At 56.6% G+C, this 24,861-nt stretch carries 27 protein-coding genes; 16 read left to right on the forward strand and 11 right to left on the reverse strand.

Translation table 11 applies throughout. From position 1 onward, the window contains the following. Positions 1–48: 48 nt before the first annotated feature. The 9 genes from JBO43_RS13020 (at position 49) to rpoS (ending at position 6,673) form a co-directional block, all read left to right on the forward strand. On the forward strand, positions 49–372 hold the full coding sequence (locus tag JBO43_RS13020) for a DUF3561 family protein (RefSeq protein ID WP_095283116.1): 324 nt from the start codon (positions 49–51) through the stop codon (positions 370–372). Positions 373–450: 78 nt separating this feature from the next. Beyond that, a complete protein-coding gene (gene ftsB, locus JBO43_RS13025) occupies positions 451–762 on the forward strand; it encodes a cell division protein FtsB (protein WP_095283114.1) in 312 nt (103 codons plus the stop codon). 19 nt (positions 763–781) lie between these two features. After that, a complete protein-coding gene (gene ispD, locus JBO43_RS13030) occupies positions 782–1,492 on the forward strand; it encodes a 2-C-methyl-D-erythritol 4-phosphate cytidylyltransferase (protein WP_095283112.1) in 711 nt (236 codons plus the stop codon). After that, positions 1,492–1,971, forward strand: a complete 480-nt coding sequence (gene ispF, locus JBO43_RS13035; RefSeq protein WP_202674475.1) for a 2-C-methyl-D-erythritol 2,4-cyclodiphosphate synthase — start codon at positions 1,492–1,494, stop codon at positions 1,969–1,971. The genes ispD and ispF overlap by 1 nt, the downstream gene beginning before the upstream one ends. Next, positions 1,968–3,017, forward strand: coding sequence for a tRNA pseudouridine(13) synthase TruD (gene truD / locus JBO43_RS13040; RefSeq protein ID WP_095283109.1), 1,050 nt, complete (start codon positions 1,968–1,970; stop codon positions 3,015–3,017). The genes ispF and truD overlap by 4 nt, the downstream gene beginning before the upstream one ends. Continuing rightward, on the forward strand, positions 2,998–3,759 hold the full coding sequence (gene surE, locus JBO43_RS13045) for a 5'/3'-nucleotidase SurE (protein WP_095283107.1): 762 nt from the start codon (positions 2,998–3,000) through the stop codon (positions 3,757–3,759). The genes truD and surE overlap by 20 nt, the downstream gene beginning before the upstream one ends. Further along, entirely contained in the window at positions 3,753–4,379 is a 627-nt protein-coding gene (locus JBO43_RS13050; protein WP_095283105.1) for a protein-L-isoaspartate(D-aspartate) O-methyltransferase, read from the forward strand. The genes surE and JBO43_RS13050 overlap by 7 nt, the downstream gene beginning before the upstream one ends. Before the next feature lie 116 nt (positions 4,380–4,495). Continuing rightward, on the forward strand, positions 4,496–5,620 hold the full coding sequence (gene nlpD, locus JBO43_RS13055) for a murein hydrolase activator NlpD (RefSeq protein WP_103946561.1): 1,125 nt from the start codon (positions 4,496–4,498) through the stop codon (positions 5,618–5,620). Between the two features lie 60 nt (positions 5,621–5,680). After that, complete coding sequence (gene rpoS, locus JBO43_RS13060) at positions 5,681–6,673, forward strand: RNA polymerase sigma factor RpoS (RefSeq protein WP_095283101.1); 993 nt, start codon at positions 5,681–5,683, stop codon at positions 6,671–6,673. Between the two features lie 49 nt (positions 6,674–6,722). Here the strand turns inward: rpoS and JBO43_RS13065 are convergent, their stop codons facing one another. Both JBO43_RS13065 and JBO43_RS13070 read right to left on the reverse strand, forming a co-directional pair. After that, entirely contained in the window at positions 6,723–7,100 is a 378-nt protein-coding gene (locus JBO43_RS13065; protein WP_202674476.1) for a DUF4440 domain-containing protein, read from the reverse strand. Continuing rightward, entirely contained in the window at positions 7,097–8,305 is a 1,209-nt protein-coding gene (locus JBO43_RS13070) for an MFS transporter (protein WP_202674477.1), read from the reverse strand. The genes JBO43_RS13065 and JBO43_RS13070 overlap by 4 nt, the downstream gene beginning before the upstream one ends. A 108-nt stretch (positions 8,306–8,413) precedes the next feature. Here JBO43_RS13070 and JBO43_RS13075 point away from each other — a divergent pair, with 108 nt between their 5' ends. After that, a complete protein-coding gene (locus JBO43_RS13075) occupies positions 8,414–9,301 on the forward strand; it encodes a LysR family transcriptional regulator (protein WP_103949278.1) in 888 nt (295 codons plus the stop codon). A 5-nt stretch (positions 9,302–9,306) separates the two neighbouring features. Here the strand turns inward: JBO43_RS13075 and mutS are convergent, their stop codons facing one another. Then, the gene (gene mutS / locus JBO43_RS13080; RefSeq protein ID WP_202674478.1) at positions 9,307–11,868 is read right to left on the reverse strand and encodes a DNA mismatch repair protein MutS; all 2,562 of its coding nucleotides are present in this window, start codon (positions 11,866–11,868) and stop codon (positions 9,307–9,309) included. Between the two features lie 113 nt (positions 11,869–11,981). Continuing rightward, positions 11,982–12,212 carry a SymE family type I addiction module toxin gene (locus tag JBO43_RS13085; RefSeq protein WP_103946557.1) on the reverse strand — a complete coding sequence of 77 codons (231 nt, stop codon included), beginning with the start codon at positions 12,210–12,212 and terminating at the stop codon, positions 11,982–11,984. Positions 12,213–12,399: 187 nt separating this feature from the next. On the opposite strand from JBO43_RS13085, the gene JBO43_RS13090 reads away from it, so the two are divergent. Then, positions 12,400–12,744 carry a nitrous oxide-stimulated promoter family protein gene (locus JBO43_RS13090; RefSeq protein ID WP_095283093.1) on the forward strand — a complete coding sequence of 115 codons (345 nt, stop codon included), beginning with the start codon at positions 12,400–12,402 and terminating at the stop codon, positions 12,742–12,744. A gap of 27 nt (positions 12,745–12,771) precedes the next feature. Here the strand turns inward: JBO43_RS13090 and JBO43_RS13095 are convergent, their stop codons facing one another. The 7 genes from JBO43_RS13095 to hypA form a co-directional block, all read right to left on the reverse strand. Then, a complete protein-coding gene (locus JBO43_RS13095; protein WP_202674479.1) occupies positions 12,772–13,200 on the reverse strand; it encodes a TOBE domain-containing protein in 429 nt (142 codons plus the stop codon). 94 nt (positions 13,201–13,294) lie between these two features. Next, complete coding sequence (flhA, locus tag JBO43_RS13100; protein WP_202674480.1) at positions 13,295–15,367, reverse strand: formate hydrogenlyase transcriptional activator FlhA; 2,073 nt, start codon at positions 15,365–15,367, stop codon at positions 13,295–13,297. Positions 15,368–15,427: 60 nt separating this feature from the next. Further along, positions 15,428–16,438: a hydrogenase expression/formation protein HypE gene (hypE, locus tag JBO43_RS13105; RefSeq protein ID WP_202674481.1), complete on the reverse strand. Its 1,011-nt coding sequence runs from the start codon at positions 16,436–16,438 to the stop codon at positions 15,428–15,430. Then, a complete protein-coding gene (hypD, locus tag JBO43_RS13110) occupies positions 16,435–17,556 on the reverse strand; it encodes a hydrogenase formation protein HypD (protein WP_202674482.1) in 1,122 nt (373 codons plus the stop codon). The genes hypE and hypD overlap by 4 nt, the downstream gene beginning before the upstream one ends. Positions 17,557–17,559: 3 nt before the next feature. Then, on the reverse strand, positions 17,560–17,832 hold the full coding sequence (locus JBO43_RS13115; protein ID WP_202674483.1) for a HypC/HybG/HupF family hydrogenase formation chaperone: 273 nt from the start codon (positions 17,830–17,832) through the stop codon (positions 17,560–17,562). Further along, positions 17,823–18,686: a hydrogenase nickel incorporation protein HypB gene (gene hypB, locus JBO43_RS13120; protein WP_095283084.1), complete on the reverse strand. Its 864-nt coding sequence runs from the start codon at positions 18,684–18,686 to the stop codon at positions 17,823–17,825. Before hypB ends, JBO43_RS13115 begins: the two co-directional genes overlap by 10 nt. 3 nt (positions 18,687–18,689) lie before the next feature. Continuing rightward, the gene (hypA, locus tag JBO43_RS13125) at positions 18,690–19,040 is read right to left on the reverse strand and encodes a hydrogenase maturation nickel metallochaperone HypA (protein ID WP_095283083.1); all 351 of its coding nucleotides are present in this window, start codon (positions 19,038–19,040) and stop codon (positions 18,690–18,692) included. Positions 19,041–19,249: 209 nt separating this feature from the next. Between hypA and hycA the strand changes: the two genes are divergently transcribed. From hycA to JBO43_RS13150, 5 genes are all read left to right on the forward strand, one after another. Beyond that, entirely contained in the window at positions 19,250–19,705 is a 456-nt protein-coding gene (gene hycA / locus JBO43_RS13130; protein WP_095283081.1) for a formate hydrogenlyase regulator HycA, read from the forward strand. Positions 19,706–19,775: 70 nt separating this feature from the next. Continuing rightward, on the forward strand, positions 19,776–20,384 hold the full coding sequence (locus JBO43_RS13135; protein WP_095283079.1) for a 4Fe-4S dicluster domain-containing protein: 609 nt from the start codon (positions 19,776–19,778) through the stop codon (positions 20,382–20,384). Then, positions 20,381–22,207 carry a formate hydrogenlyase subunit 3 gene (gene hycC, locus JBO43_RS13140; protein ID WP_202674484.1) on the forward strand — a complete coding sequence of 609 codons (1,827 nt, stop codon included), beginning with the start codon at positions 20,381–20,383 and terminating at the stop codon, positions 22,205–22,207. The genes JBO43_RS13135 and hycC overlap by 4 nt, the downstream gene beginning before the upstream one ends. Before the next feature lies 1 nt (position 22,208). Then, entirely contained in the window at positions 22,209–23,132 is a 924-nt protein-coding gene (locus JBO43_RS13145) for a respiratory chain complex I subunit 1 family protein (protein ID WP_095283075.1), read from the forward strand. Positions 23,133–23,149: 17 nt separating this feature from the next. Beyond that, on the forward strand, positions 23,150–24,859 hold the full coding sequence (locus JBO43_RS13150; protein WP_202674485.1) for a hydrogenase large subunit: 1,710 nt from the start codon (positions 23,150–23,152) through the stop codon (positions 24,857–24,859). The last annotated feature ends 2 nt before the right edge of the window (positions 24,860–24,861 follow it).

The following is a 24,861-nucleotide window of genomic DNA, read 5'->3' on the forward strand; positions in this document are numbered from 1 at the left end:
ACGGATAGCTCGCTGCCCGTAAGATGTGTCATGGTCACAGGAACTGCTATGCGTAACAGTGAGAATTACATTATCACCGGGTCGGAAACCGTATCGACTGATGACGAGACGACCTGGTCACTTCCTGGGGCCGTGGTGGGCTTCGTCTCGTGGTTGCTGGCGCTCGGCATCCCGTTCCTGATCTATGGCCGCAATACGCTGTTTTTCTTCCTCTACACCTGGCCTTTCTTCCTTGCACTGATGCCCGTCGCCGTGGTGGTTGGCATTGCGCTGCACTCGCTGCTCAACGGGCGGCTTTTCTATAGCACTATCATTACCATCGCGACCGTGGTTATCATTTTCGGCCTGCTGTTTTTATGGCTGATGGGCTAACTTGAGACATAATTAAAACCCCAGAGTAGAGTCGAACGGAAAGTTATGGGATGATGATGCCGTTTTTCAGGGGGCTGGATGGGTAAATTAACACTGCTGTTGCTGGCTTTGCTGGTCTGGCTTCAGTATTCGCTGTGGTTCGGTAAGAATGGTCTTCACGACTATAGCCGCGTCAATGATGACGTCACGGCACAGCAGGCAACAAACGCAAAACTTAAAGCGCGAAACGATCAACTTTTTGCCGAAATTGACGACCTCAATGGCGGACAAGAGGCGATTGAGGAACGTGCACGTAACGAACTCAGTATGACGAAGCCGGGCGAGACTTTTTATCGTCTGGTGCCGGATGCGTCTAAACGCAATCAGGGCTCAGCACAAAACAATCGATAATCAGGCCCAGGATTACGACATGGCAGTGACTTTTTCGAAGGTATGCGCTGTGGTACCGGCAGCAGGTTTCGGTCGGCGCATGCAAACAGAGTGTCCTAAGCAGTACCTTTCTATTGGCGATAAAACGATCCTTGAACACTCTGTGGCGGCGCTGCTGGCGAACCCACGGGTGACGCGCGTTGTTATCGCTATCAGTCCGGGCGATGCCCGTTTTGCCAGGCTTCAACTTGCAAATCATCCACAAATTACTGTTGTTGATGGCGGCGCCGAACGTGCCGATTCCGTTCTGGCAGGCCTTCGCGCCGCAGGCGATGCGCAGTGGGTGTTAGTGCATGACGCCGCACGCCCGTGCCTGCATCAGGACGATCTGGCGCGTTTGCTGCAGCTCAGCGAAACCAGTTCTGTTGGCGGCATTCTGGCCGCCCCTGTGCGCGACACCATGAAGCGCGCAGAGCCAGGACTTACGAATATTGCCCATACCGTTGAGCGCGTCGATTTATGGCACGCGCTGACCCCTCAGTTTTTCCCCCGCGAACTGCTCAATGATTGCTTAACCCGCGCGCTCAATGAAGGCGCAACCATCACCGATGAAGCGTCGGCGCTGGAATATTGCGGTTACCACCCTGAGCTTATTGAGGGGCGCGCTGATAATATAAAAGTGACGCGCCCAGAAGATTTACAGCTCGCGGAATTTTATCTTACCCGGACTACCCCTCAGGAGAACGCATAATGCGAATTGGACACGGTTTTGACGTACACGCCTTTGGCGGCGTTGGCCCGATTATCATTGGCGGCGTACGCATTCCCTTTGAACAGGGCTTGCTGGCGCATTCTGATGGCGATGTCGCGCTGCATGCCTTAACCGATGCCTTGCTCGGCGCGGCAGCACTCGGCGATATCGGCAAACTGTTCCCGGACACCGATCCGGCCTTTAAAGGTGCGGACAGCCGTGAGCTGCTGCGTGAAGCCTGGCGCCGCATTCAGGCGAAGGGCTACACTCTGGGCAACGTTGATGTGACTCTCATTGCTCAGGCGCCGAAAATGCTGCCGCATATCCCGCAGATGCGCGTTTTTATCGCCGAAGATCTCGGCTGCCATATGGATGACGTCAACGTCAAAGCGACCACGACCGAAAAGCTTGGTTTTGTCGGTCGTGGCGAAGGCATCGCCTGTGAGGCGGTGGCGCTGCTGGTGAAGGCGGGCAAATGATCGATTTTGATAACCTGACGTATCTGCACGGCAAACCGCAGGGAAATGGCCAACTAAAAGCCAACCCGGAAGATTTCGTGGTGGTGGAAGATCTCGGTTTCCAGCCGGATGGCGAAGGCGAACACATTCTGGTTCGTATCCTGAAAAACGGCTGCAATACCCGTTTCGTCGCCGATGCGCTGGCAAAATTCCTCAAAATTCACGCCCGTGAAGTGAGCTTTGCCGGGCAGAAAGATAAACATGCTGTTACCGAGCAGTGGCTGTGCGCGCGCGTGCCGGGCAATGTAATGCCTGATTTAAGCAAATTTGAGCTCGAAGGCTGTAAAGTGCTTGAGTACGCCCGTCATAAGCGCAAGCTGCGCCTCGGGGCGCTTCAGGGCAATGCCTTTACGCTGGTGCTGCGTGAAGTGACAAATCGTGACGACGTGGAAAAACGCCTGACCGCCATCAGCGAGCAGGGCGTGCCGAACTATTTCGGTTCCCAGCGTTTCGGGCTGGGCGGCAGCAACCTACTCGGCGCGTTGCGTTGGGCGCAAAGCAATGCCCCGGTGCGCGACAGGAATAAACGCAGTTTTTGGTTGTCGGCAGCCCGTAGTGCGTTGTTTAATCAGATTGTGAGCGAACGACTGAAAAAACCAGACGCGAATCAAGTTGTTGTCGGTGATGCGCTACAATTAGCGGGACGCGGCAGCTGGTTTGTCGCCACAAACGAAGAAATGACCGATCTGCAGGCGCGCGTCGACAATAAATCGCTGCTGATTACCGCCGCGCTGCCCGGCTCGGGAGAGTGGGGAACGCAGGGCGAAGCACTGGCCGCTGAACAGGCTGCAGTCGCTGAAGAGACAGAATTACAATCATTGCTGGTGCGGGAAAAAGTTGAGGCGGCACGCCGTGCGATGCTCCTCTATCCGCAGCAGTTGAGCTGGAACTGGTGGGATGACGTAACCGTCGAGTTGCGTTTCTGGCTGCCTGCAGGCAGTTTTGCCACCAGCGTTGTCAGGGAACTTATTACTACGTCGGGTGACTATGCGAATATTGCTGAGTAACGATGATGGGATCCATGCGCCTGGAATACAGACGCTGGCTAAACACCTTCGCGAATTTGCCGAGGTGCAGGTCGTTGCTCCCGATCGTAACCGCAGTGGCGCGTCCAACTCTTTAACGCTCGAATCATCGCTGCGTACATTCACGTATGAAAATGGCGATATCGCGGTGCAGATGGGAACGCCGACGGACTGCGTGTTCCTGGGCGTTAATGCGCTGATGCGCCCACGCCCGGATGTAGTGGTCTCTGGTATCAACGCAGGCCCAAATCTGGGCGATGACGTGATCTACTCCGGTACGGTCGCGGCAGCAATGGAAGGGCGCCATCTGGGGTTCCCGGCGCTGGCGGTTTCCCTTAATGGACATAAGCATTATGACACCGCCGCTGCGGTGACCTGTTCGATCCTGCGCGCGCTGAACCGCGAGCCGCTGCGCACAGGGCGCATTCTGAATATCAACGTGCCGGATCTGCCCCTTGAAGAGATCAAAGGCATTCGCGTGACGCGCTGCGGCAGCCGCCATCCGGCGGATAAAGTGATCCCGCAGCAGGACCCGCGCGGCAATACGCTCTACTGGATTGGTCCGCCTGGCGAACAGTGCGATGCCGGGCCGGATACGGATTTTGCAGCGGTGGATGCAGGCTATGTTTCCGTCACGCCGCTGCACGTAGATTTAACAGCGTATAACGCGCAAGATGTCGTGTCTGGCTGGCTTGAACGTGCCGGAGTGAACACTCAATGGTAAGTAAACGTGTACAAGCTCTTCTGGAACAATTGCGCACTCAGGGCATCACTGACGAGCGTGTGCTTGAGGCTATCTCACAGGTACCCCGTGAGAAATTTGTCGATGAGGCGTTTGAGCACAAAGCGTGGGAAAACGTTGCCTTGCCAATAGGGCAGGGGCAGACGATTTCGCAGCCGTACATGGTGGCGCGGATGACGGAACTGCTTGAGCTGACGCCGGAGTCACGCGTGCTGGAGATTGGCACCGGTTCAGGGTATCAGACGGCGATTCTGGCGCATCTTGTCCATCACGTCTGCTCGGTCGAGCGTATCAAAGGTTTGCAGTGGCACGCCCGCCGTCGCCTTAAGCAGCTTGATTTACACAACGTTTCTACACGTCACGGTGATGGCTGGCAGGGCTGGCAGGCTCGCGCACCGTTTGATGCCATTATCGTGACGGCAGCACCGCTTGAGATCCCGACTGCGCTGTTAACGCAGCTGGACGATGGCGGCATTCTCGTTTTGCCGGTGGGCGATGAACAGCAGCTGCTTAAGCGCGTTCGTCGACGGGGCGGCGAGTTTATTATCGATACCGTAGAAGCCGTACGCTTTGTGCCTCTGGTCAAGGGAGAGCTTGCCTGATACTCGGAATTTTCCAGGGTTATTCGGAAATATTCGGCGTATGGTGTGGCGCAAAAGGTTCGTGCCATCACGGTTAATTTTAAGTCACTGGTAGTTAACACATTCCTGGGGGATAAATGAGCGCGGGAAGCCCAAAATTCACCATCAGCCGTGTTGCGGCATTGTCATTGGTTTCGCTTTGGCTGGCAGGTTGTACAAGTTCTAATAACGCGCCTGCTCCTGTGAGCTCTGTTGGCGGGAACGGCAATTCGGGAAGTACCTCCGGTGGAATGCTAATCACCCCTCCGCCTAAAATGGGCAATGTGGCGACGCAGCAAACTCCACAGATCCAGCCTGTTCAAGTGCCGACCACGCAGCCCACTCAGATTCAGCCAGTGCAACAGTCTGTGCAGACCGAAAATGGCCGCATAGTCTATAACCGCAAGTATGGGAACATTCCGAAAGGGAGTTATACCGGCGGCAGCACCTACACTGTGAAACGCGGCGACACGCTTTTCTATATCGCGTGGATCACCGGGAACGATTTCCGCGACCTCGCCCAGCGAAACAGCGTACAGGCCCCGTATGGTCTGGAAGTAGGGCAGACGCTCCAGGTCGGTAATGCGACCGGTACGCCACTGACGCCAGGCAACTCTGTTTCAGCCGCGGATGTCACCGCACAAAATAACAGCGTTAAACCTGCGCAAAATACAAGCGCAGTGGTTGCTTCACAACCAACAATTACGTATTCTGAAGATTCAGGTGAACAGAGTGCTAACAAAATGTTGCCGAATAATAAGCCGTCTGCGACTGTCGTCACAGCACCGGTGACGGCACCTGTGGTTAGCTCTACCGTACCGACTGCCAGCAGTTCGAGTTCCAGTGCGCCAATTTCTGCATGGCGTTGGCCTGCTGATGGCAAAGTTATCGAAAACTTCTCTTCCTCCGAGGGGGGAAATAAAGGGATCGATATCGCAGGAAGTAAGGGACAGGCAATCATCGCGACCGCAGATGGACGCGTTGTGTATGCCGGTAACGCTCTGCGCGGTTACGGTAATCTTATTATCATCAAACATAACGATGATTACCTGAGTGCCTACGCCCATAACGATACAATGCTGGTCCGGGAGCAACAAGAAATCAAGGCGGGGCAAAAAATCGCTACCATGGGTAGCACCGGCACCAGTTCTACACGCTTGCATTTTGAAATTCGTTACAAGGGGAAATCCGTAAACCCGCTGCAATATTTACCGCAGCGATAATTTGACGAGGCATACCGCTTCAGGGTGTCTCGTTCAGGGATCACGGGTAGGAGCCACCTTATGAGTCAGAATACGCTGAAAGTTCATGATTTAAATGAAGATGCGGAATTTGATGAGAACGGAGCTGAGTCTTTCGATGAGAAAGCCTTAGTTGAAGAGGAACCCAGTGATAACGATTTAGCTGAAGAAGAGCTGTTATCGCAGGGCGCCACACAGCGTGTGCTTGACGCGACTCAGCTTTACCTTGGAGAGATTGGTTATTCTCCACTGTTAACGGCCGAAGAAGAAGTGTATTTCGCGCGTCGCGCACTGCGTGGAGATGTTGCCTCACGCCGCCGCATGATTGAAAGTAACTTGCGTCTGGTGGTGAAAATTGCTCGTCGTTACAGCAATCGTGGTCTGGCACTGCTGGATCTGATTGAAGAGGGCAACCTGGGCCTGATCCGCGCCGTTGAGAAGTTTGACCCAGAACGTGGGTTCCGTTTCTCGACGTACGCGACCTGGTGGATTCGTCAGACCATCGAACGGGCAATCATGAACCAAACCCGTACGATTCGCCTGCCGATTCACATCGTCAAAGAGTTGAACGTTTATCTGCGTACTGCGCGTGAGTTGTCCCATAAACTGGACCACGAACCTAGTGCAGAAGAGATTGCCGAACAACTCGACAAACCGGTTGATGACGTAAGCCGTATGCTGCGTCTCAATGAGCGCATTACCTCCGTCGACACCCCGTTGGGTGGCGACTCCGAAAAAGCGCTGCTGGACATCCTGGCCGATGAAAAAGACAACGGTCCGGAAGACACCACGCAAGACGATGATATGAAACAGAGCATCGTCAAATGGCTGTTCGAACTGAACGCCAAACAGCGTGAAGTGCTGGCACGTCGTTTCGGTCTGCTGGGGTATGAAGCTGCGACACTGGAAGATGTGGGCCGTGAAATTGGCCTGACTCGTGAACGTGTTCGCCAGATTCAGGTAGAAGGTTTGCGTCGCCTGCGTGAAATCCTGCAGGGGCAAGGGCTGAATATCGAAGCGCTGTTCCGCGAATAAGCCATTTTCATCTAAAAGAGGCCCGTCGAGAGACGGGCCTTTTTCTTTTCTATCCTTGGGCTGTTTCGTGAAGATGACGCCAGAGCACGCTTTCGCCTTGTTTGCTCAGCAATACCGTAGACCATCGCACGGTGGTTGCGGCTGAAGGCTGGCTTTGAATCTCCCTATACCGTAACGCTGCACCGTCTGGCCATGTTTCCAGCACTTCCACGCAGTCCACGGTAATGCAAAGTCCTGGACGGCCTCCGCGCTGAGCCAGAAAGAATCCTTTCAAGGCGGCATAATCCAGACAAGCACCGGTTAATGTCACCATGCTAAATGTTTTGCTGAAGTGGGCCATCAACGCTTCGGGGTCGCCTTCGCCTTTACCGAGCCAGTTTTCAATGGCGACGTGGGCCTCAATGATTTCATTTTCGAATAAATTCATGATGTTTCCTTATGAAGATGCGCAAGCACCTGTTGGTTGTTGAGGCGCAGCGCGCTGATGATGGGGAAAAGCGTGATTCCGGCTGACAAAATAAAGACCCCATGCCAGGTCTGAATAGGCGGAAAAACGTGTTGTAGCGTACTGAGTATCAGCGCCAGCAGGGTGGCACCAAGAAAGAAACTCAGCTGACGGTTAATGTTCCACAGGGCGCTGGCATCGGGCATCTCTTCATAGGCCACATTGAGAAATGCGGTACTCTGAGCGGTGCTGCTGCACAGGCTGCCACCTGCGCCCATCAGGACGAAGAGGACGATGATGAGCGATTCTGGCGTAGTGGCAGAAACTGTCGACAAACCCGCGATCCCCGCCGCCTGCAACAGACAGCCGGTGATAATGAGCGGACGTGGGCCAAGGCGGTTGAAATATTTCCCGGTGGCTGAAATGGCGATAAACGACGCGAGAGACCAGGGAAGCATCAGCGCTCCGGTTGCTGCCGGGGTCATTTGCGCCACACTTTGCAGGTAAAAAAGGCCGACAACATTCACGCCGATGAATATCCCTGGCACGCAAAGATAGACCAGCATTGAGAAACGCAACAGCGGGTCGGACAACAGGGGGAGATGCAGCAACCTTGCAGGGCCGGGTGCAGCAGTCTCGTTTTTAAGCCACAGGCAAGCCAATAGCAGCGTGACGACGGCAAGCGGCAGCGGGGCGAAAAAGATCCATCGCCAGTGAAAGAACTGAATCAGAATTCCACCCAGGGCCGGGGCGCATGCAGGGGCGAGAAGTGCGACCAGCATTACCGCTGTGGATAAACCGGCCCGTTCATGCGGCTTAAACTGTTGCCATGCCAGCGCCTGTCCAATGGGGATGAGCAATCCGCCACCTGTACCCTGTAAAACACGCCAAAAAATCAGGTGACTCAGCGAGTCAGACATACCGGCAGCAGTGGCCGCGAGACAAAACAGCGTCAAAGAAAGAATGAAAACCCGCTTTGCACCCAGACGGCGGGTGATGAGGGCACTAAAAGGGATGACCAACGTCATGCCCGCAATATACCCATTGCAGACCCATGCCAGCGCCGGGGCGGATGAATGCAATGCCGCCGACATTGCCGGAAACGCGACGCTGGCGATGAACATATTGATGAGATCGAGAAAAAAGCCCAGCAGAAATACGATGGCGACTTTACTACGATAAGCCATGTTTTACCCTCCGTTAAGGAGCGGTAATGTATCTGTCTGAAAGCGAGGGATAAACGACGTCTCTGGCGATATACTGTCAAAATAATTTTGACAGTAATGGTTGCAGCGATGCTCAATTTACAGCGAATGACGATTTTCGTCGCCGTGGTGGACACCGGAAGTTTTACCGCAGCGGCGACTGCGCTTGGGCAAACAAAAGCCGTAGTGAGTTTCAATATTCGGCAGCTGGAAAATGAGCTGGGCGTGACGTTGCTCCTGCGCTCGACGCGACGTATTACGCTGACGGAAGCGGGCACCATCTTTTACCAGCGTGGCGTCGAGTTATTAAACGCTGCGGAGAATTTGCAGGATGAGGTCAGGGCCAGCCATGTGGGACTGAGTGGCGAACTGCGAATTACTTCCACGCCGGAATATGGTGCACTGGTGATTGTGCCGGTGCTGGCGGAATTTAGCCGGCTTCATCCCGATTTACGCATACGTCACGTTGCGTCTTCTCATCATGCAGATTTGATTGCTGAGCGATTCGATGTCGCTATTCGACTGGGGACGCTGGCAGATTCTCGCTATCACGCCGCGCAGATTTCACGTTTTACTATTTTACCGGTTGCCGCTCCCAATTGGCTTGCCGCAAACCCCATTGTTTCTCTGGATGCACTATCTCAGGCCGAGTGGATTATTCATGAGCGTCTCCCTTCACCGCTGCGCTGGCAGATGACCGATGCTAGCGGGCAGAAGGCGTCGCTGGAAATTACGCATCCTGCGCGTCTCTTTGCCGACAGCGCTCAGGCACTGATGGCCTTTGCGCTGGCGGGTGCTGGAGTCGCGTTGTTGCCTGAATGGCTGGTAAAAGCAGAGCTGGAAAGCGGACGTCTGGTGCAGATACTCCCTGACTACCAATTTATGCCGCAGGGCATTTATGCGGTTTATCCCGATGCACAGCATGTGTCGGCTAAGGTGCGCGTCTTTATCGACTATCTACGCACCAAAGCCGGTTAATACTCTTACACCAGATTCTTCAGGCGATAGATCCACTCGAGAGCCTGGCGCGGTGTCAGTGAATCAGGGTCGAGGTTCTCCAGCGCTTCAACGGCTGGAGAGGTCTCTTCTGCCTGGGCCAGTAACGACATTTGCGAGCCATCAATCTGCGTTGCCGCTGCATTTGGCGACAGGCTTTCCAGCTCGCGCAGTTTCTGACGCGCGCGTTTGATCACCTCTTTCGGCACCCCCGCCAGGGCTGCCACGGCCAGGCCGTAACTTTTGCTGGCCGCGCCGTCCTGCACTGTATGCATGAAGGCGATGGTATCACCGTGCTCCAGCGCATCCAGATGAACGTTGGCAACGCCTTCCATTTTCTCTGGCAACTGCGTGAGTTCAAAATAGTGCGTTGCAAACAGGGTCAGCGCTTTGATCTTATTCGCCAGATTTTCAGCGCAGGCCCAGGCCAGGGAAAGACCGTCATAGGTCGATGTCCCGCGACCAATCTCATCCATCAGCACCAGGCTGTTTTCCGTGGCGTTGTGCAGAATGTTGGCGGTTTCGGTCATCTCGACCATGAAGGTGGAGCGACCGCTGGCCAGATCGTCCGCCGCCCCAACACGAGTGAAGATGCGATCGATTGGGCCGATCTCCACGCTTTGTGCCGGAACGTAGCTACCGATATAAGCCAGCAGGGCGATCAACGCAGTCTGGCGCATGTAGGTACTTTTACCGCCCATATTCGGGCCGGTAATGATCAGCATCCGACGCTGGGAAGACAGGTTAAGCGGGTTAGCAATAAACGGCTCGTTGAGCACCTGTTCCACCACGGGATGACGCCCTTCGCTGATGCGAATACCGGGCTTATCGCTGAATGTCGGGCAAGTGTAGTTCAGCGTGTCTGCGCGTTCTGCCAGGTTCACCAGCACGTCCAGCTCAGCCAGGGCACTGGCGCTCAGCTGTAAATCGGCCAGGTGCGGCAGGAGCGTGTCGAACAGCTCTTCATACAGCTGTTTTTCCAGCGCCAGCGCTTTGCCTTTGGAGGTGAGGACTTTGTCTTCATACTCTTTCAGCTCAGGAATAATGTAGCGTTCGGCGTTTTTCAGCGTCTGGCGACGCACGTAGTGGATAGGTGCATGATGGCTCTGACCGCGGCTGATTTGGATGTAATAGCCGTGAATGGCGTTGTAGCCGACTTTTAGGGTATCAAGGCCCAGACGCTCGCGTTCGCGAATTTCCAGTTTATCCAGATAATCCGTTGCACCGTCCGCCAGGGCGCGCCATTCGTCCAGCTCTTCGTTATAGCCGGGGGCAATGACACCGCCATCGCGGACCAGCACCGGCGGTGCGTCGACCACCGCACGCTCAAGCAGCTCGCGCAGCTCAGTAAATTCACCCATGCTTTCGCGCAGTTTTTGCACCGGCGCACTGTCGACTTCTGCCAGCTGTGCGCGCAGTTCTGGTAATTGCTGGAAGGCGTGACGCATGCGAGCCAGATCGCGCGGGCGCGCCGTACGCAGTGCCAGGCGCGCCAGAATACGTTCCAGATCGCCCACCTGGCGCAGTACCGGCTGAAGATCCGTAAAGCGATCCTGTAAAGCACTGATAGTCTGCTGACGACTGACCAGCACCGACGTATCGCGAACCGGCATATGCAGCCAGCGCTTCAACATGCGGCTGCCCATCGGCGTCACCGTACTGTCGAGCACCGCAGCGAGGGTATTTTCTACACCACCGGCCAGATTCTGGGTGATCTCCAGGTTACGGCGCGTAGCGGCATCCATAATGATGCTGTCCTGCTGGCGTTCCATCGTGATGGAGCGAATATGCGGCAGGGTCGTGCGCTGCGTGTCTTTCACATACTGTAACAGACAGCCCGCAGCACAGAGGCCGCGAGGCGCGCTCTCTACGCCAAAGCCAATCAGGTCGCGGGTACCAAACTGTAGATTCAACTGCTGGCGCGCGGTATCAATTTCAAATTCCCACAAAGGTCGGCGTCGCAGACCGCGACGGCCTTCAATCAGGGCCATTTCGGCGAAATCTTCGGCGTAGAGCAGCTCCGCCGGATTGGTGCGCTGTAGCTCAGCCGCCATGGTTTCACGATCGGCGGGCTCGCTTAGGCGAAAACGCCCTGAGCTGATATCCAGCGTCGCATAGCCGAAGCCTTTGCTGTCCTGCCAGATAGCGGCGAGCAGGTTATCCTGACGCTCCTGTAAGAGCGCTTCATCACTAATAGTGCCCGGCGTGACGATACGCACGACTTTGCGCTCGACCGGCCCTTTTGAGGTGGCCGGATCGCCAATCTGTTCGCAAATGGCGACGGATTCACCCTGGTTCACCAGCTTCGCCAGATAGTTTTCTACCGCATGATGCGGAATGCCGGCCATTGGGATCGGTTCACCTGCAGACGCACCACGTTTGGTCAGCGAGATGTCGAGCAACTGCGACGCGCGTTTCGCATCGTCATAAAAAAGCTCGTAAAAGTCGCCCATACGATAAAACAGCAGGATTTCCGGATGCTGAGCTTTTAGCTTCAGGTACTGCTGCATCATCGGCGTATGCGCGGTTAAATTGTCGATTGTGCTCATGGAGTTATGATATCCATTTCATTGAAATTGTTGCGTTTTGAGCGATCTTCAGCTCGTTAATTCCCTCTATTGTCGCATGAAAAAATGACGTGGCGCAGCAAAATGTCGAGAGTTTACGCCACAGTTTCATCCATCAGCTCAATGAGTAATTTCCCGTGTTCGACGAGCACCCGAACCTGTGAATTTGTTTTAAACCCAGCTTGCTCCAGCCAGTCACCTTTAAGGCTCAGGGCAGCATGTACGCTGTAGCGTCTGGGGATTTTAGTTTTACGATCTTCGTGGCGTTTTCTGAAGTAGCCCACTTTAAGATGGCGAAGCGGTTGAGTAATGAAAATGTCAGACATAAAAACTCCATAACAGCAGCCAGGTTGGCATTAAATTTACCTGTATAAAATACCAGTAAAATGCACAGGAGGCAGTCTTAATACTGGAAGCAGCCTTCAGAAAATGGAATGCAAAAGATGAAAACGGGCTGAAACAGGAGATATAAAAATGTATTATAAATGCACCTTTATTAACCGGTAACGTGAAATGTCAGGAAAACGCATCTCCCGCGAAAAAGAGACCATCAGCAAAATGATTGCGCTGTATGAGCGGCAATGCCCACAGGCATCTCGTGCTGCGGGGCATTATCAGGCGTTGAACGATTACGCCGACAAACGGCTGGATAAGTGCGTGTTTGGTGAGGAAAAGCCCGCCTGCAAACAGTGTCCGGTGCACTGTTATCAGCCCGCAAAACGCGAAGAGATGAAGCAAGTTATGCGTTGGGCTGGGCCGCGCATGCTATGGCGTCACCCGATCCTGACGATTCGCCATCTGATTGACGATCGCCGTCCGGTGCCGGAATTGCCTGAGAAATATCGTCCGAAAAAATAGTGCCACGCAGCGCGCGGCACCAGCCCGTTATGCGCGCGTCGCGATAAGGATCGCCGACGCTTTCACCAGAGCGATAACACGTTTACCTGCCGCAAGCTGCATCTCTTCGCGGCTCTCGTTGGTAACCACCGCAACGATTTCAAACCCTGCATCCGTTTTTACAAGAACCGTGGCGTTAACCGCGCCTTCCGTCACTTTGCTGATGGCGCCTGCAAACTGGTTACGCGCCGAAAACTTCAGGCCACAGTCTTCCGTCGCCAGCGTTACCCACGGGGCTTTGATCAGCGCGATAGCCTCTTTGCCCGGCACCAGTCCTAGTGCTTCTTTGCTGCTGGTGGTGACAATTGCCACCAGTTTTGCGCCGCCAGTCAGAGTTAATTCGACTTCATCATTGACCGCGCCGTGTGATGTGGCGCTGACAGTACCGGCGAGCTGGTTGCGTGCAGAAACAGACATGTTACCTCCTGGAAAACGAATGAATGTGGGTCATACAGGGGAGTTTATAGCATGAATATTAAAGAAAACCCTCTCAGGCGAGAGAGGGCGTGATTCACACCAGCATATCTTTCTCAATACCCAGCCGTTTCATGCGTGAAAGCAACGTTGTCCGTTTCAGCCCCAGTCGCTGGGCAGCCCCTTTCGGCCCGGCGACCACACCGTTGGTCTCTTTCAGAATACGCACGATCAGCTGATATTCGTCTTCACCGTCCTGTGCCATTTCCGCCACCGGCATCGCCTCTTGTGAAATCATCACTTCGGGCAGCGAGAGTTGTAGCACGCTGCCGCGCGTCAGCAGCACCGCCCGCTCAATGACGTTTTCCAGCTCGCGAACGTTGCCCGGCCATTCCATCGCCGAGAGCGTGCGCAGGGTTTCTGCCGGAATGCTGTCAATATTGCGCCCCATCCGGCGGGCAATTTTGGCGGTGAACGCTTTCACCAGTAGCGGAATGTCGTCCGGGCGCTCGCGTAGCGGAGGCAGACAAATTGGGAACACGTTCAGACGATAGTAAAGATCGTTGCGGAACTCACGATCGGCGACCATTTTTTTCAGGTCGCGGTTAGTGGCAGCAATCAGGCGCACATTGGTTTGAATCAGCTTGTTGCTGCCGAGGCGTTCAAACTCCTGTTCCTGTAACACGCGCAGCAATTTGGGCTGCAATTCCAGCGGCATATCGCCCACTTCATCGAGGAACAGCGAACTTTTGTCCGCCAGCTCAAAACGACCGATGCGCTGGGTGCTGGCACCGGTAAACGCACCGCGCTCGTGGCCAAACAGGTCGCTTTCGAGCAGCCCCGCAGGCATCGCCGCGCAGTTCATTTTCACCATCCGACGGCTGTTGCGATTGCTGAGATTGTGGATTGCACGGGCAATCAGCTCTTTGCCGGTGCCGGTTTCGCCAAGGATCAGCACCGTGCTGTCGCTCTGCGCCACCATTTCCACCTGTTTGAGCACGCTATACATGGCATCGCTGCGGCCAATAATCTCGCCAAATTCACTGTCGACGTTATTCAGCTGTTCCGTCAGCGCCAGGTTCTCATCCACAAGCCGTTCTTTCAGGCGGTGGATCTCCTGATACGCAAGGGCATTATCGAGCGCGATAGCGATACGCTCGGCAATCTGGCGCAGCAGTTTTAAATTGGTGGTGGTAAAGATCTGCTCTTCGCACTGCGCCAGTTTCAGTACGCCGAGCATGGTGTTTCCGGACATCAGCGGCAGCAGGCACAATGTCTGAATTTGGTTTCCCCACGAGTTAAACAGCATCCGCTCGTACGGTGCCAGTTCGTCACGCTCGTTGAGATTGAGCAGCAGCATCTCTTTGTTTTTAAACACCCGCTCGGACAGCGTTCCCACTTCGTCGACTTCGCTTTGCTCGTGCGCCGGGTTGGTTTCGTCCAGATAATGGGTGGAGTGAATGGTCAGTTTGCCCTTGCGATGGCCGCGCAACACAATGCTAATAGCGTCGATTTTAAAGTAGTGGTGGATCTCTTTCGCGACCTCGCTCACCAGCTCATCCATATCGAGGCGGGAGAGCACCGCGTTGGTGATAGCGACAAGTATGCGGAAGTTGTCACGCTCGCGGCTCAGGAGATCGTAATCGACGTTATCGCTGACGCGGCTGTGGATCTGTTCCGCCACCACGCTGACAATCTGGGTGAAAGTGTGCAGGCGTTCGTATTCCGCTTCGCTCCACGGCTGATCGTTATTACGAATAAATTCGCAGCCGCCGAAGATACGACCATCGACGGCCAGCGGGAGCATGGAGTAATGGCCGAAGGGCGAATATAACGGGCTGTCGGCGAGACGCGGCCAGATCTTGCGAAACTCCTCGAAGTTGCAGTGCAGCGCGTCCGGGCGCGACAAAATACGACGCACCGGGCCGTGTGCCAGCACCGTTTCATCTTCATATTCGACGGGCTTGCCGTTGTCGCGCGTCGCAAAGTAGCTGGCGCGTTGGCTGGCGCTGTGCCAGAGCACGATGGCGGCGCTGTCTGCCAGCGCAGATTGCCTGACCAGGCGCGTCAGAGCCTCGCTCAGTGAACCCAAATCGGGCTGCTGTAAAAGTGTGCGCGTAATATCAAACAGCCCTTGCTGTCCAAGATCGCTCATCGGTGTATACGACATATCGCTTCCAAAGAGACTGGCAAAAAAAGAGAAACAGTGCTGACCGCTTTTCGCGCGGTTCTAGCAAATTCGGGGTAACGGTTCTGAATGCGGTAAATCCAGCGTGCGTTTGATGCCGTACAGGCCGGACAGTCGCACTCCTTTGCGCTCAACCACTTCACCAATGATAGCGGCATTTTGCCCGAGCGGATGGGCGCGCAGTTTTTCCAGTACCGCTTCAGCGTAAGCGCGTTCAACGCCAATCAGCAGCTTGCCTTCGTTGGCAAAGTTGAGTGGGTCCAGGCCCAGCAGCTCGCAAAGACCACGCACTGCCGGTTTAACGGGCAACTGGCTTTCCACCAGTTCAACGCCACACCCGCTGGCGGCGGCGAACTCATGGGCGACGGCATTCACGCCGCCGCGCGTAGCATCGCGCAGGGCTTTAACGCCGGGGCAGTCATGCAAGGTCTGGATAAGCGGCGTCAGCACCGCGCAGTCGCTCTGCAGTTCACCGTCCAGCCCCAGCCCTTCGCGTAGATTTAAAATTGTCGCGCCGTGGCAGCCCAGCGTACCGCTAACAATCAACACATCGCCGACATTGAGCTGCTGCGCGCCCCAGTGGATGTCCGCCGGAATGGCACCCATGCCCGCAGTATTGATAAACAGTTTGTCCGCCGCACCGCGCTGCACCACTTTGGTGTCGCCAGTGACGATGGCAATACCTGCTTCCCGTGCGGTCTGCGCCATGCTGTTGACGACGGCGGTTAAGTTCTCCATTGGTAATCCCTCTTCGAGGATAAAACCGCACGAGAGATAGCGGGGGATTGCACCGCTCACCGCCACATCATTCGCCGTGCCGCACACCGCCAGCTTGCCGATATCGCCACCGGGGAAAAACAGCGGGTCGATGACGTAGCTGTCTGTGGAAAACGCCAGGCGATCGCCCTGGGAGGTCAACGATGACAGCGCAATGCGTGCCTGATCTTCCTGCTGCGCCAGCCACGGGTTGTCGAAGGCGGACATAAACAGCTGACCAATCAGCTGCTGCATCGCCAGGCCGCCGCTGCCGTGGGCCATTTCCACCGTCTTCATGCTTCACACTCCTGATTGCGGTACTGATACCACGCGGCGCAGGCTCCTTCGGAAGAGACCATTAGCGCGCCAAACGCGGTTTGCGGATTGCAGGTGTTGCCAAATAATGGACATTGATGCGGTTTGCATTTGCCGGTTAACACCGCGCCACAGCGGGCGCGAGGATCGTCACATACCTGCTGCGGCTGAGGTCGAAAATGCGCTTCGGCGTCGAATGCCTGGTACGCAGCGGTCAGATGGACGCCTGACTGCGCAATCAGACCCAGCCCGCGCCATTCGCTGTCACCTTCGACGCTAAATACCTCGGCGATAGCCTGTTGCGCCAGATGATTGCCCGCATCGGGGACCACGCGACGATACTGATTTTCTACCGAACTCACGGCTGCTATTTTCTGCTCAACCAGCATGTTCACGCCTTGCAGTAGATCAAGAGGTTCGAATCCAGCCACCACTAATGGGCGATGATAGTCGACGGCGATAAAGCCATAGGCCTCGGTGCCAATCACCATGCTGACGTGGCCTGGCGCCAGAAACGCGTCGATACCGTTGTCCGGTTCGTCCAGCAGGCTGCGCAGGGTAGGGATCAGCGTAATATGCTGACAGAAAAAGAAAAAGTTTGTCAGGCCCTGCTCTCTTGCCTGCCGCAAAGTGATGGCCGTTGCGGGCATGGTGGTTTCAAATCCAAGGCCGAAAAACACCACTTTTCGCGCTGGATTCTCTGCCGCCAGCTTCAGGGCATCCATCGGCGAATAGACGATACGCACATCCGCGCCGCGCGCGCGGGCCTGCATCAGTGAACCGTTTTTGCCTGGCACGCGCATCGCATCGCCAAAAGTGCAAAAAATCACCTCCGGCTGGCTGGCAATCTCAATGCAGCTGTCGATGCGACCCATTGGAAGGACGCACACCGGACAGCCAGGGCCGTGAATAAATTCAATGTTATCGGGCAGGAGCTGGTCGAGGCCGAATTTAAAGATCGCATGAGTGTGGCCGCCGCAGACTTCCATGATGCGCAGCGGACGCGCGGCGGTGTACTCCAGTAGCGCAGCCCGCGTTTTCAGGTGCGCGATAAGCTGCATCACCTGTTCAGGTGCGCGGTATTCATCAACGTAGCGCATGTGTTATCGCTCCTCGCCAAACAGCAGCGCGCCGACGTTCGGCTCGACTTCAAACATATTTTGCAGCGCCGCCAGCGTGTCGCGGGCCTCGTCTTCGTTAATCACGCTCATGGCAAAACCGACGTGGACCAGCACCCACTGACCGAGGCGCGAGGCGCCGTTTTCATCCACTACGCCCACCAGCGTGAGATCGACATCGCGCAGCACGCCGCACACTTCCACTTTGGCCTGATTACCGTCGATGGCGCGAATCTGTCCTGGAACGCCTATGCACATCGTTCGTTCTCCAGCCAGTTCAGCCAGCTTTCCATGCCGTCACCCTTAGTGGCGGACACCATCAGGATTTCAATTTCCGGGTTCACTTCCCGGGCGTACGCCAAACATTTTTCGACGTCGAAATCGAGGTACGGCAGCAGATCTATTTTGTTGAGCAGCATCAGCGAGGCGGCGGCAAACATATGCGGGTATTTCAGCGGTTTGTCCTCACCTTCAGTGACGGAGAGCACCGCCACTTTATGCCGTTCACCGAGATCAAAACTGGCGGGGCAGACCAGGTTGCCGACGTTCTCGATAAACAGAATGCCGTTATCCGCCAACGGCAGACGCGGCGCGGCGTCGGCAATCATCTGCGCATCCAGATGGCAGCCTTTGCCAGTATTGACCTGAATTGCCGGCGTGCCGGTTTCGCGAATGCGCGCGGCGTCATTCACGGTCTGCTGATCGCCTTCTATAACCGCGCAGGAGACGCGCTGGTTCAGGCGTTTAAGGGTTTCTGTCAGCAGAGTAGTTTTGCCGGAGCCGGGGCTGGACACCAAATTAAGTACCAACTGGTCGTGCGCGGCGAAACGTGCGCGGTTGCGTGCGGCGAGCTGGTTGTTTTTGTCCAGCACGTTGATTTCGACTTCCAGCATTTTGCGCTGGCTCATCCCCGGCGCATGGGTGCCTGCTTCGCCGTGGCCGTAGTGCAGGTCGCCTTCGTCTGATGGCTTTGGCGCAAAGCGGATGCCGGTGAGCGCTGCTACGTTGCGCGGGGCGGGAGAGAAAGGCGCGGAGCGAAACGCGGAGTGGGGGCGATGCTCATCGCCTTCGATATACAGGTTGCCTTCGGCGCAACCGCAGGTACTACACATGATTTACTCCTGGTCTATTTCGAGGCGCTGGATCTGCAAACCGTCGTCGGCCACGATGCGCAAGCCGGTGTTCTGACACTGCGGGCAGCTTCGCACTTTTGACGATAACAGCGTGACGTACTGCTGGCAGGTCTCGCACCAGCATTCGGCCTGCTGCTCTTCGAGATGCAAAGTGCAGCCTTCCGCCAGCGTGTCGCGGCACACCAGCTCAAAGCAAAAGGTGAGGGCGCTGGGTTCGACGCAGGAAAACGCCCCGACTTTCAGCCATACGCCGGTAACGCGTTTTGCGTGGTGTTGCTTTGCCTGCTGCTCGATAAGTTCCAGCGCGCGCTGGCAGAGGGTGATTTCGTGCATGACGCCTCCTCGGTGATTTTCACCGTTAATGCAATAACGATGCCAGCCTGATTTAGGAAAGGGAGTGTCGATGACGGCGCTGACGAAATGACACGTCGACATGCTGACGGGGATAGCGTTAATTACTTAAAATCCTTGTAAATCAAAAATATAAAAACTGGCACAAAATCTGCTTAACAGCCGTCATCTCCATTAACCGGATACCTGAGATGACTATTTGGGAACTTAGCGAAAAAGCGGACTACATCGCGCAACGCCATCAACAATTACAGGAGCAGTGGCATCTGTACTGCAACTCACTGGTTCAGGGCATCACCCTGTCTAAAGCCCATCTGCATCATGCGATGAGCTGCGCGGCACAAGAGGATTTGTGCTTCGTGCTGTTTGGTCACTTCACGATTTACGTCACCCTGGCGGACAACTTCAACAGCCACGTCATCGAATATCACGTCGAAACCAAAGACGGCGACAGACAGCGTATTGCGCAGGCGCAGCTGATGATCGACGGCATGGTTGACGGCCACGTCAGTACCCGCGATCGCCACCAGGTGCTTGAACACTATCTGGAAAAAATCGCACCGGTGTACGACGGCCTCTATTCGGCGGTGGAAAATAACGTGCCGGTGAATTTGCACGAGCTGGTGCGCGAACCGCACACCGCCTGATGTTTGCGTGTCGAGATGTGTCGATATGGCACGTCGTCGTCAAAAATGACACTGTCCTGAGGACTACCCGGTGAACCGTTTTGTAATTGCTGACTCGACGGTCTGTATTGGCTGCCACACCTGTGAAGCGGCGTGTTCGGAAACACACCGCCTGCACGGGCTGCAGTCCATGCCGCGCCTGCGCGTTATGCGTAATGAAAAAGAGTCTGCCCCGCAGCTCTGCCATCAATGTGAGGATGCCCCCTGTGCGGGCGTCTGTCCTGTGAATGCCATCACCCGCGTCGATGGCGCTGTGCAGCTGAACGAGAGCCTGTGCGTGAGCTGCAAGCTGTGCGGCATCGCCTGCCCGTTCGGCGCGATTGAATTTTCGGGCAGCCGCCCGCTGCATATTCCAGCCAACGCCAATTCGCCAAAAGCCCCGCCTGCGCCTCCCGCTCCGGCCCGCGTCAGCAGCCTGCTGGACTGGGTGCCGGGTGTGCGCGCCGTGGCGGTGAAATGCGATTTGTGCAGCTTTGATGAACAAGGCCCGGCCTGCGTGCGCACCTGCCCGACCAAAGCGCTGATTCTGGTCAATATCCGCGATATCGCGCGCACCAGTAAACGCAAACGCGAACTGACGATAAATACCGATTTTGGCGATCTGTCGCTGTTTCAGGCGCAAAACGAGGGGGCGAAATGAACGCTGTGACTCTCATTAACAGCGCCGTGGCCTGGTTTGTGGCCGCCGCCGTGCTGTCGCTGGTGTTCTCTTTCAACAAACCCCTCAGCGGATGGACCGCCGGAATCGGCGGGGCAGTCGGTAGTGCGATAACGGCGCTGACCGGGTTTATGGTGCTGACGCAGGGTGTCCATGCAGAAGGCGCTATGCCGCTGGTTCGCCACACCGTTCAGCTCACGCCGCTGAACGCTATCTGGCTCATCACCTTTGGCCTGTGCGGCCTGTTTATCAGCCTGTTTAATATCGACTGGCACCGCCATCCGCAGACCAAACCGAACGGTCTGCTGATCAATCTCCTGCTCGCCGCCGCCGTCTGTACGGTCGTCGCCAGCAACCTGGCCGCGCTGGTGGTGATGGCGGAAATCATGGCTCTGTGCGGCGTGTTCCTGACCGGCTGCAGCCAGTCCGGCAAACTGTGGTTTGCGCTTGGGCGCCTCGGCACTCTCTTGCTGGCACTGACCTGCTGGCTGGTGTGGCAGCGCTACGGCACGCTGGAACTGGATCTCCTGAGCGCCCGTGCGCAACTGATGCCATTTGGCGCGGATATCTGGCTGCTCGGCGTGGTTGGTTTTGGTCTGCTGGCGGGGATTATTCCGCTGCATGGCTGGGTGCCGCAGGCGCACGCGAATGCCTCTGCACCTGCCGCGACGTTGTTCTCGACGGTGGTGATGAAAGTCGGTTTGTTTGGCATCCTCACCCTTTCGCTGATCGGCGGCCAGCCGCCGCTGTGGTGGGGCGTAGTGCTGCTCGTCGCCGGGATGATCACCGCCTTTGTCGGCGGGCTGTACGCCCTCATGGAACACAACATCCAGCGCCTGCTGGCGTATCACACCCTGGAAAATATCGGCATCATCCTGCTTGGTCTGGGCGCGGGGCTGACTGGCCTGGCGCTGAACCATCCGGCGCTCGTTGCCGCCGGGTTTATCGGTGGGCTGTATCACCTCGTCAACCACAGCCTGTTTAAAAGCACGCTGTTCCTCGGCGCAGGCAGCGTCTGGTTCCGCACCGGGCATCGCGATATCGAGAAGCTCGGCGGGATCGGCAAAAAAATGCCGCTGATTTCGCTCGCCATGCTGGTCGGTTTGATGGCGATGGCCGCGCTGCCACCGCTCAACGGTTTTGCCGGTGAGTGGGTGATCTATCAGTCGTTCTTTGCCCTCGGTCAGAGCGACGTCTTTATCGCCCGTCTGCTGGGGCCAATGCTGGCCGTCGGTCTGGCGATTACCGGCGCTTTGGCGGTGATGTGTATGGCGAAAGTCTACGGTGTCACCTTCCTCGGCGCCCCGCGTACCCCGGAGGCAGAAAACGCCCGCTGCGCACCGGCTCTGATGACTGCAAGCGTCGTTCTGCTGGCCCTGTGCTGTATTGCGGGCGGGGTCGCTGCACCGTGGCTGCTGCCGCTGCTGGGAAGTGCAGTCCCACTGCCGCTCACCACCGCGCACACCGCCGTTTCTCAGCCGATGATTGCTCTGCTGCTGATCGCCGCGCCGCTTCTCCCGCTGGTGCTGATGATGTTCTTCAAACGCGACCGTCTGCCCGCCCGTTCACGCGGGAAGGCATGGGCGTGCGGGTATGAGCACGAACAGTCGATGGTGATCACCGCCCACGGTTTTGCGATGCCGGTGAAAGAGAACTTTGCCGCTGTGTTGAAGCTGCGCCACCTGCTAAATCCGGTGAAGTTGATACCCGGCTGGCAAAGCGCGGTCGCGCCCACGCTGTTCCGTCGTCTCGCCCTGATCGAGCTGGCGGTGCTGGTGGTGATTGTGATTTCACGAGGAGCCTGACATGAGTCTGTTACTGGCATTACTTCAGGCGCTGGTGTTATTCGCCGTTGCGCCACTGCTTTCGGGCATCACCCGCGTGGCCCGCGCCCGAATGCACAACCGTCGCGGCCCTGGCGTACTCCAGGAGTACCGCGATCTGTTCAAACTGATGGGCCGTCAGAGCATCGCTCCTGACGCGTCCGGGTGGGTGTTCCGCCTGACGCCGTTCGTGATGGTCGGCGTGATGTTGACCATCGCCACCGCACTGCCGGTGGTGACGGTTGCGTCGCCGCTGCCTGTGCTCGGTGACCTGATCACCCTGATCTATCTCTTCGCCATCGCACGCTTTTTCTTCGCGATTGCAGGGCTGGATACGGGCAGTCCGTTTACCGGTATCGGCGCCAGCCGCGAAGCGATGCTCGGCGTGCTGGTTGAGCCGATCCTGCTGCTGGGCCTGTGGGTCGCGGCGCAGGTCGCGGGCTCAACGCACATCAGCTTTATTGCGGATACCGTCTATCACTGGCCCGTCGCCCGCAGCGTGCCGCTGATTCTGGCCCTGTGTGCCTGCGCGTTCGCCACCTTTATCGAGATGGGCAAATTGCCTTTTGACCTCGCGGAAGCGGAGCAGGAATTGCAGGAAGGCCCGCTCACGGAGTACAGCGGCTATGGTTTTGCGGTGCTGAAGTGGGGCATCAGCCTCAAACAGCTGGTGGTACTGCAAATGTTTGTCGGCGTCTTCTTCCCGTGGGGACAGGTGACGCACTTTTCGGTGACGGGTTTACTGCTGGCGGTGGTGATTGCCGCGCTCAAGCTGGTGGCCGGTGTGCTGATTATCGCCCTGTTTGAAAACAGCATGGCGCGACTGCGCTTTAACGCCACCTCGCGCATCACCTGGGCCGGGTTTGGCTTTGCCTTTTTAGCCTTCGTCTCCTTGCTGGTGGCGTGATTACAGAGAGTCTTAGTATGTCTGAAGAAAAAGTAGGTCAACAGTATCTCGCCGCACTGCATCAGGCGTTTCCCGGCGTGGTGCTGGAAGAGAGCTGGCAGACCAAAGATCAAATCACCCTGACCATCAAGGTGAACTATCTGCCGGAAGTGGTGGAGTTTCTTTATTACCAGCAGGGCGGTTGGCTGTCGGTGCTGTTCGGCAACGATGAGCGCCAGCTGTGCGGCAACTACGCGGTCTATTACGTGCTGTCGATGGAGCAGGGCGTCAAATGCTGGATAACCGTGCGCGTCGAAGTCGATCCGAATAAACCGGAGTACCCGTCCGTCACGCCGCGCGTGCCTGCGGCGGTTTGGGGCGAGCGCGAAGTGCGTGATATGTACGGTCTGGTAGCCGTCGGCCTGCCGGATGAACGTCGCCTGGTATTGCCGGACGACTGGCCGGATGAACTCTACCCGCTGCGCAAAGACAGCATGGATTATCGTCAGCGTCCTGCCCCGACGACCGACAGCGAAACCTACGAGTTCATCAACGAACTGGGCAGCAAAAAGAACAACGTGGTGCCGATTGGCCCGCTGCACGTCACCTCTGATGAGCCGGGCCACTTCCGCCTGTTCGTCGATGGCGAGAACATTATCGACGCCGATTACCGTCTGTTCTATGTCCACCGCGGGATGGAAAAACTGGCGGAAACCCGCATGGGTTACAACGAAGTGACGTTCCTTTCCGATCGCGTGTGCGGGATCTGCGGCTTTGCCCACAGTACCGCCTACACCACCTCGGTGGAAAACGCGATGGGGATCGTGGTGCCAGAGCGTGCGCAGATGATCCGCGCCATTCTGCTGGAAGTGGAGCGCTTGCACTCGCACCTGCTGAACCTCGGCCTGGCCTGTCACTTCGTCGGCTTTGACTCCGGGTTTATGCAGTTCTTCCGCGTGCGTGAAGCCTCGATGAAAATGGCTGAAATCCTCACCGGGGCGCGTAAAACCTACGGTCTGAACCTGATCGGCGGGATTCGCCGCGATCTGCTGAAAGACGACATGATCCAGACCCGCCTGCTGGCGCAGCAGATGCGCCGCGACGTGCAGGATCTGGTGGATATGCTGCTCAGCACGCCTAACATCGAGCAGCGTACTGTCGGTGTGGGTCGCCTCGATCCGCAGATTGCCCGTGACTTCAGCAACGTCGGCCCAATGGTGCGCGCCAGCGGTCACGCCCGCGATACCCGCGCCGATCACCCGTTCGTTGGCTACGGTTTGCTGCCGATGACGGTCCACATCGAGCAGGGCTGTGACGTAATTTCCCGCCTGAAAGTGCGCATCAACGAAGTCTTTACCGCGCTGAATATGATCGACTTTGGTCTGGATAATCTGCCGGGCGGTCCGCTGGCGGTGGAAGGCTTTACCTATATTCCGAACCGCTTCGCGCTCGGGTTCTCCGAAGCGCCGCGCGGGGATGATATCCACTGGAGCATGACCGGCGACAACCAGAAGCTCTACCGCTGGCGCTGCCGTGCGGCGACCTACGCCAACTGGCCGACCCTGCGCTACATGCTGCGCGGCAACACGGTGTCTGACGCACCCCTGATCATCGGCAGTCTCGATCCTTGCTACTCCTGTACCGACCGCATGACGGTGGTGGATGTGCGCAAGAAGAAAAGCCAGGTAGTGCCGTACAAAGAGCTTGAACGCTACAGCATCGAGCGCAAGAACTCGCCGCTGAAATAAGG

Origin of the sequence: Lelliottia jeotgali, assembly GCF_016771845.1 — a bacterium.
GTDB classification, from domain to species: Bacteria; Pseudomonadota; Gammaproteobacteria; order Enterobacterales; family Enterobacteriaceae; genus Enterobacter; species Enterobacter jeotgali.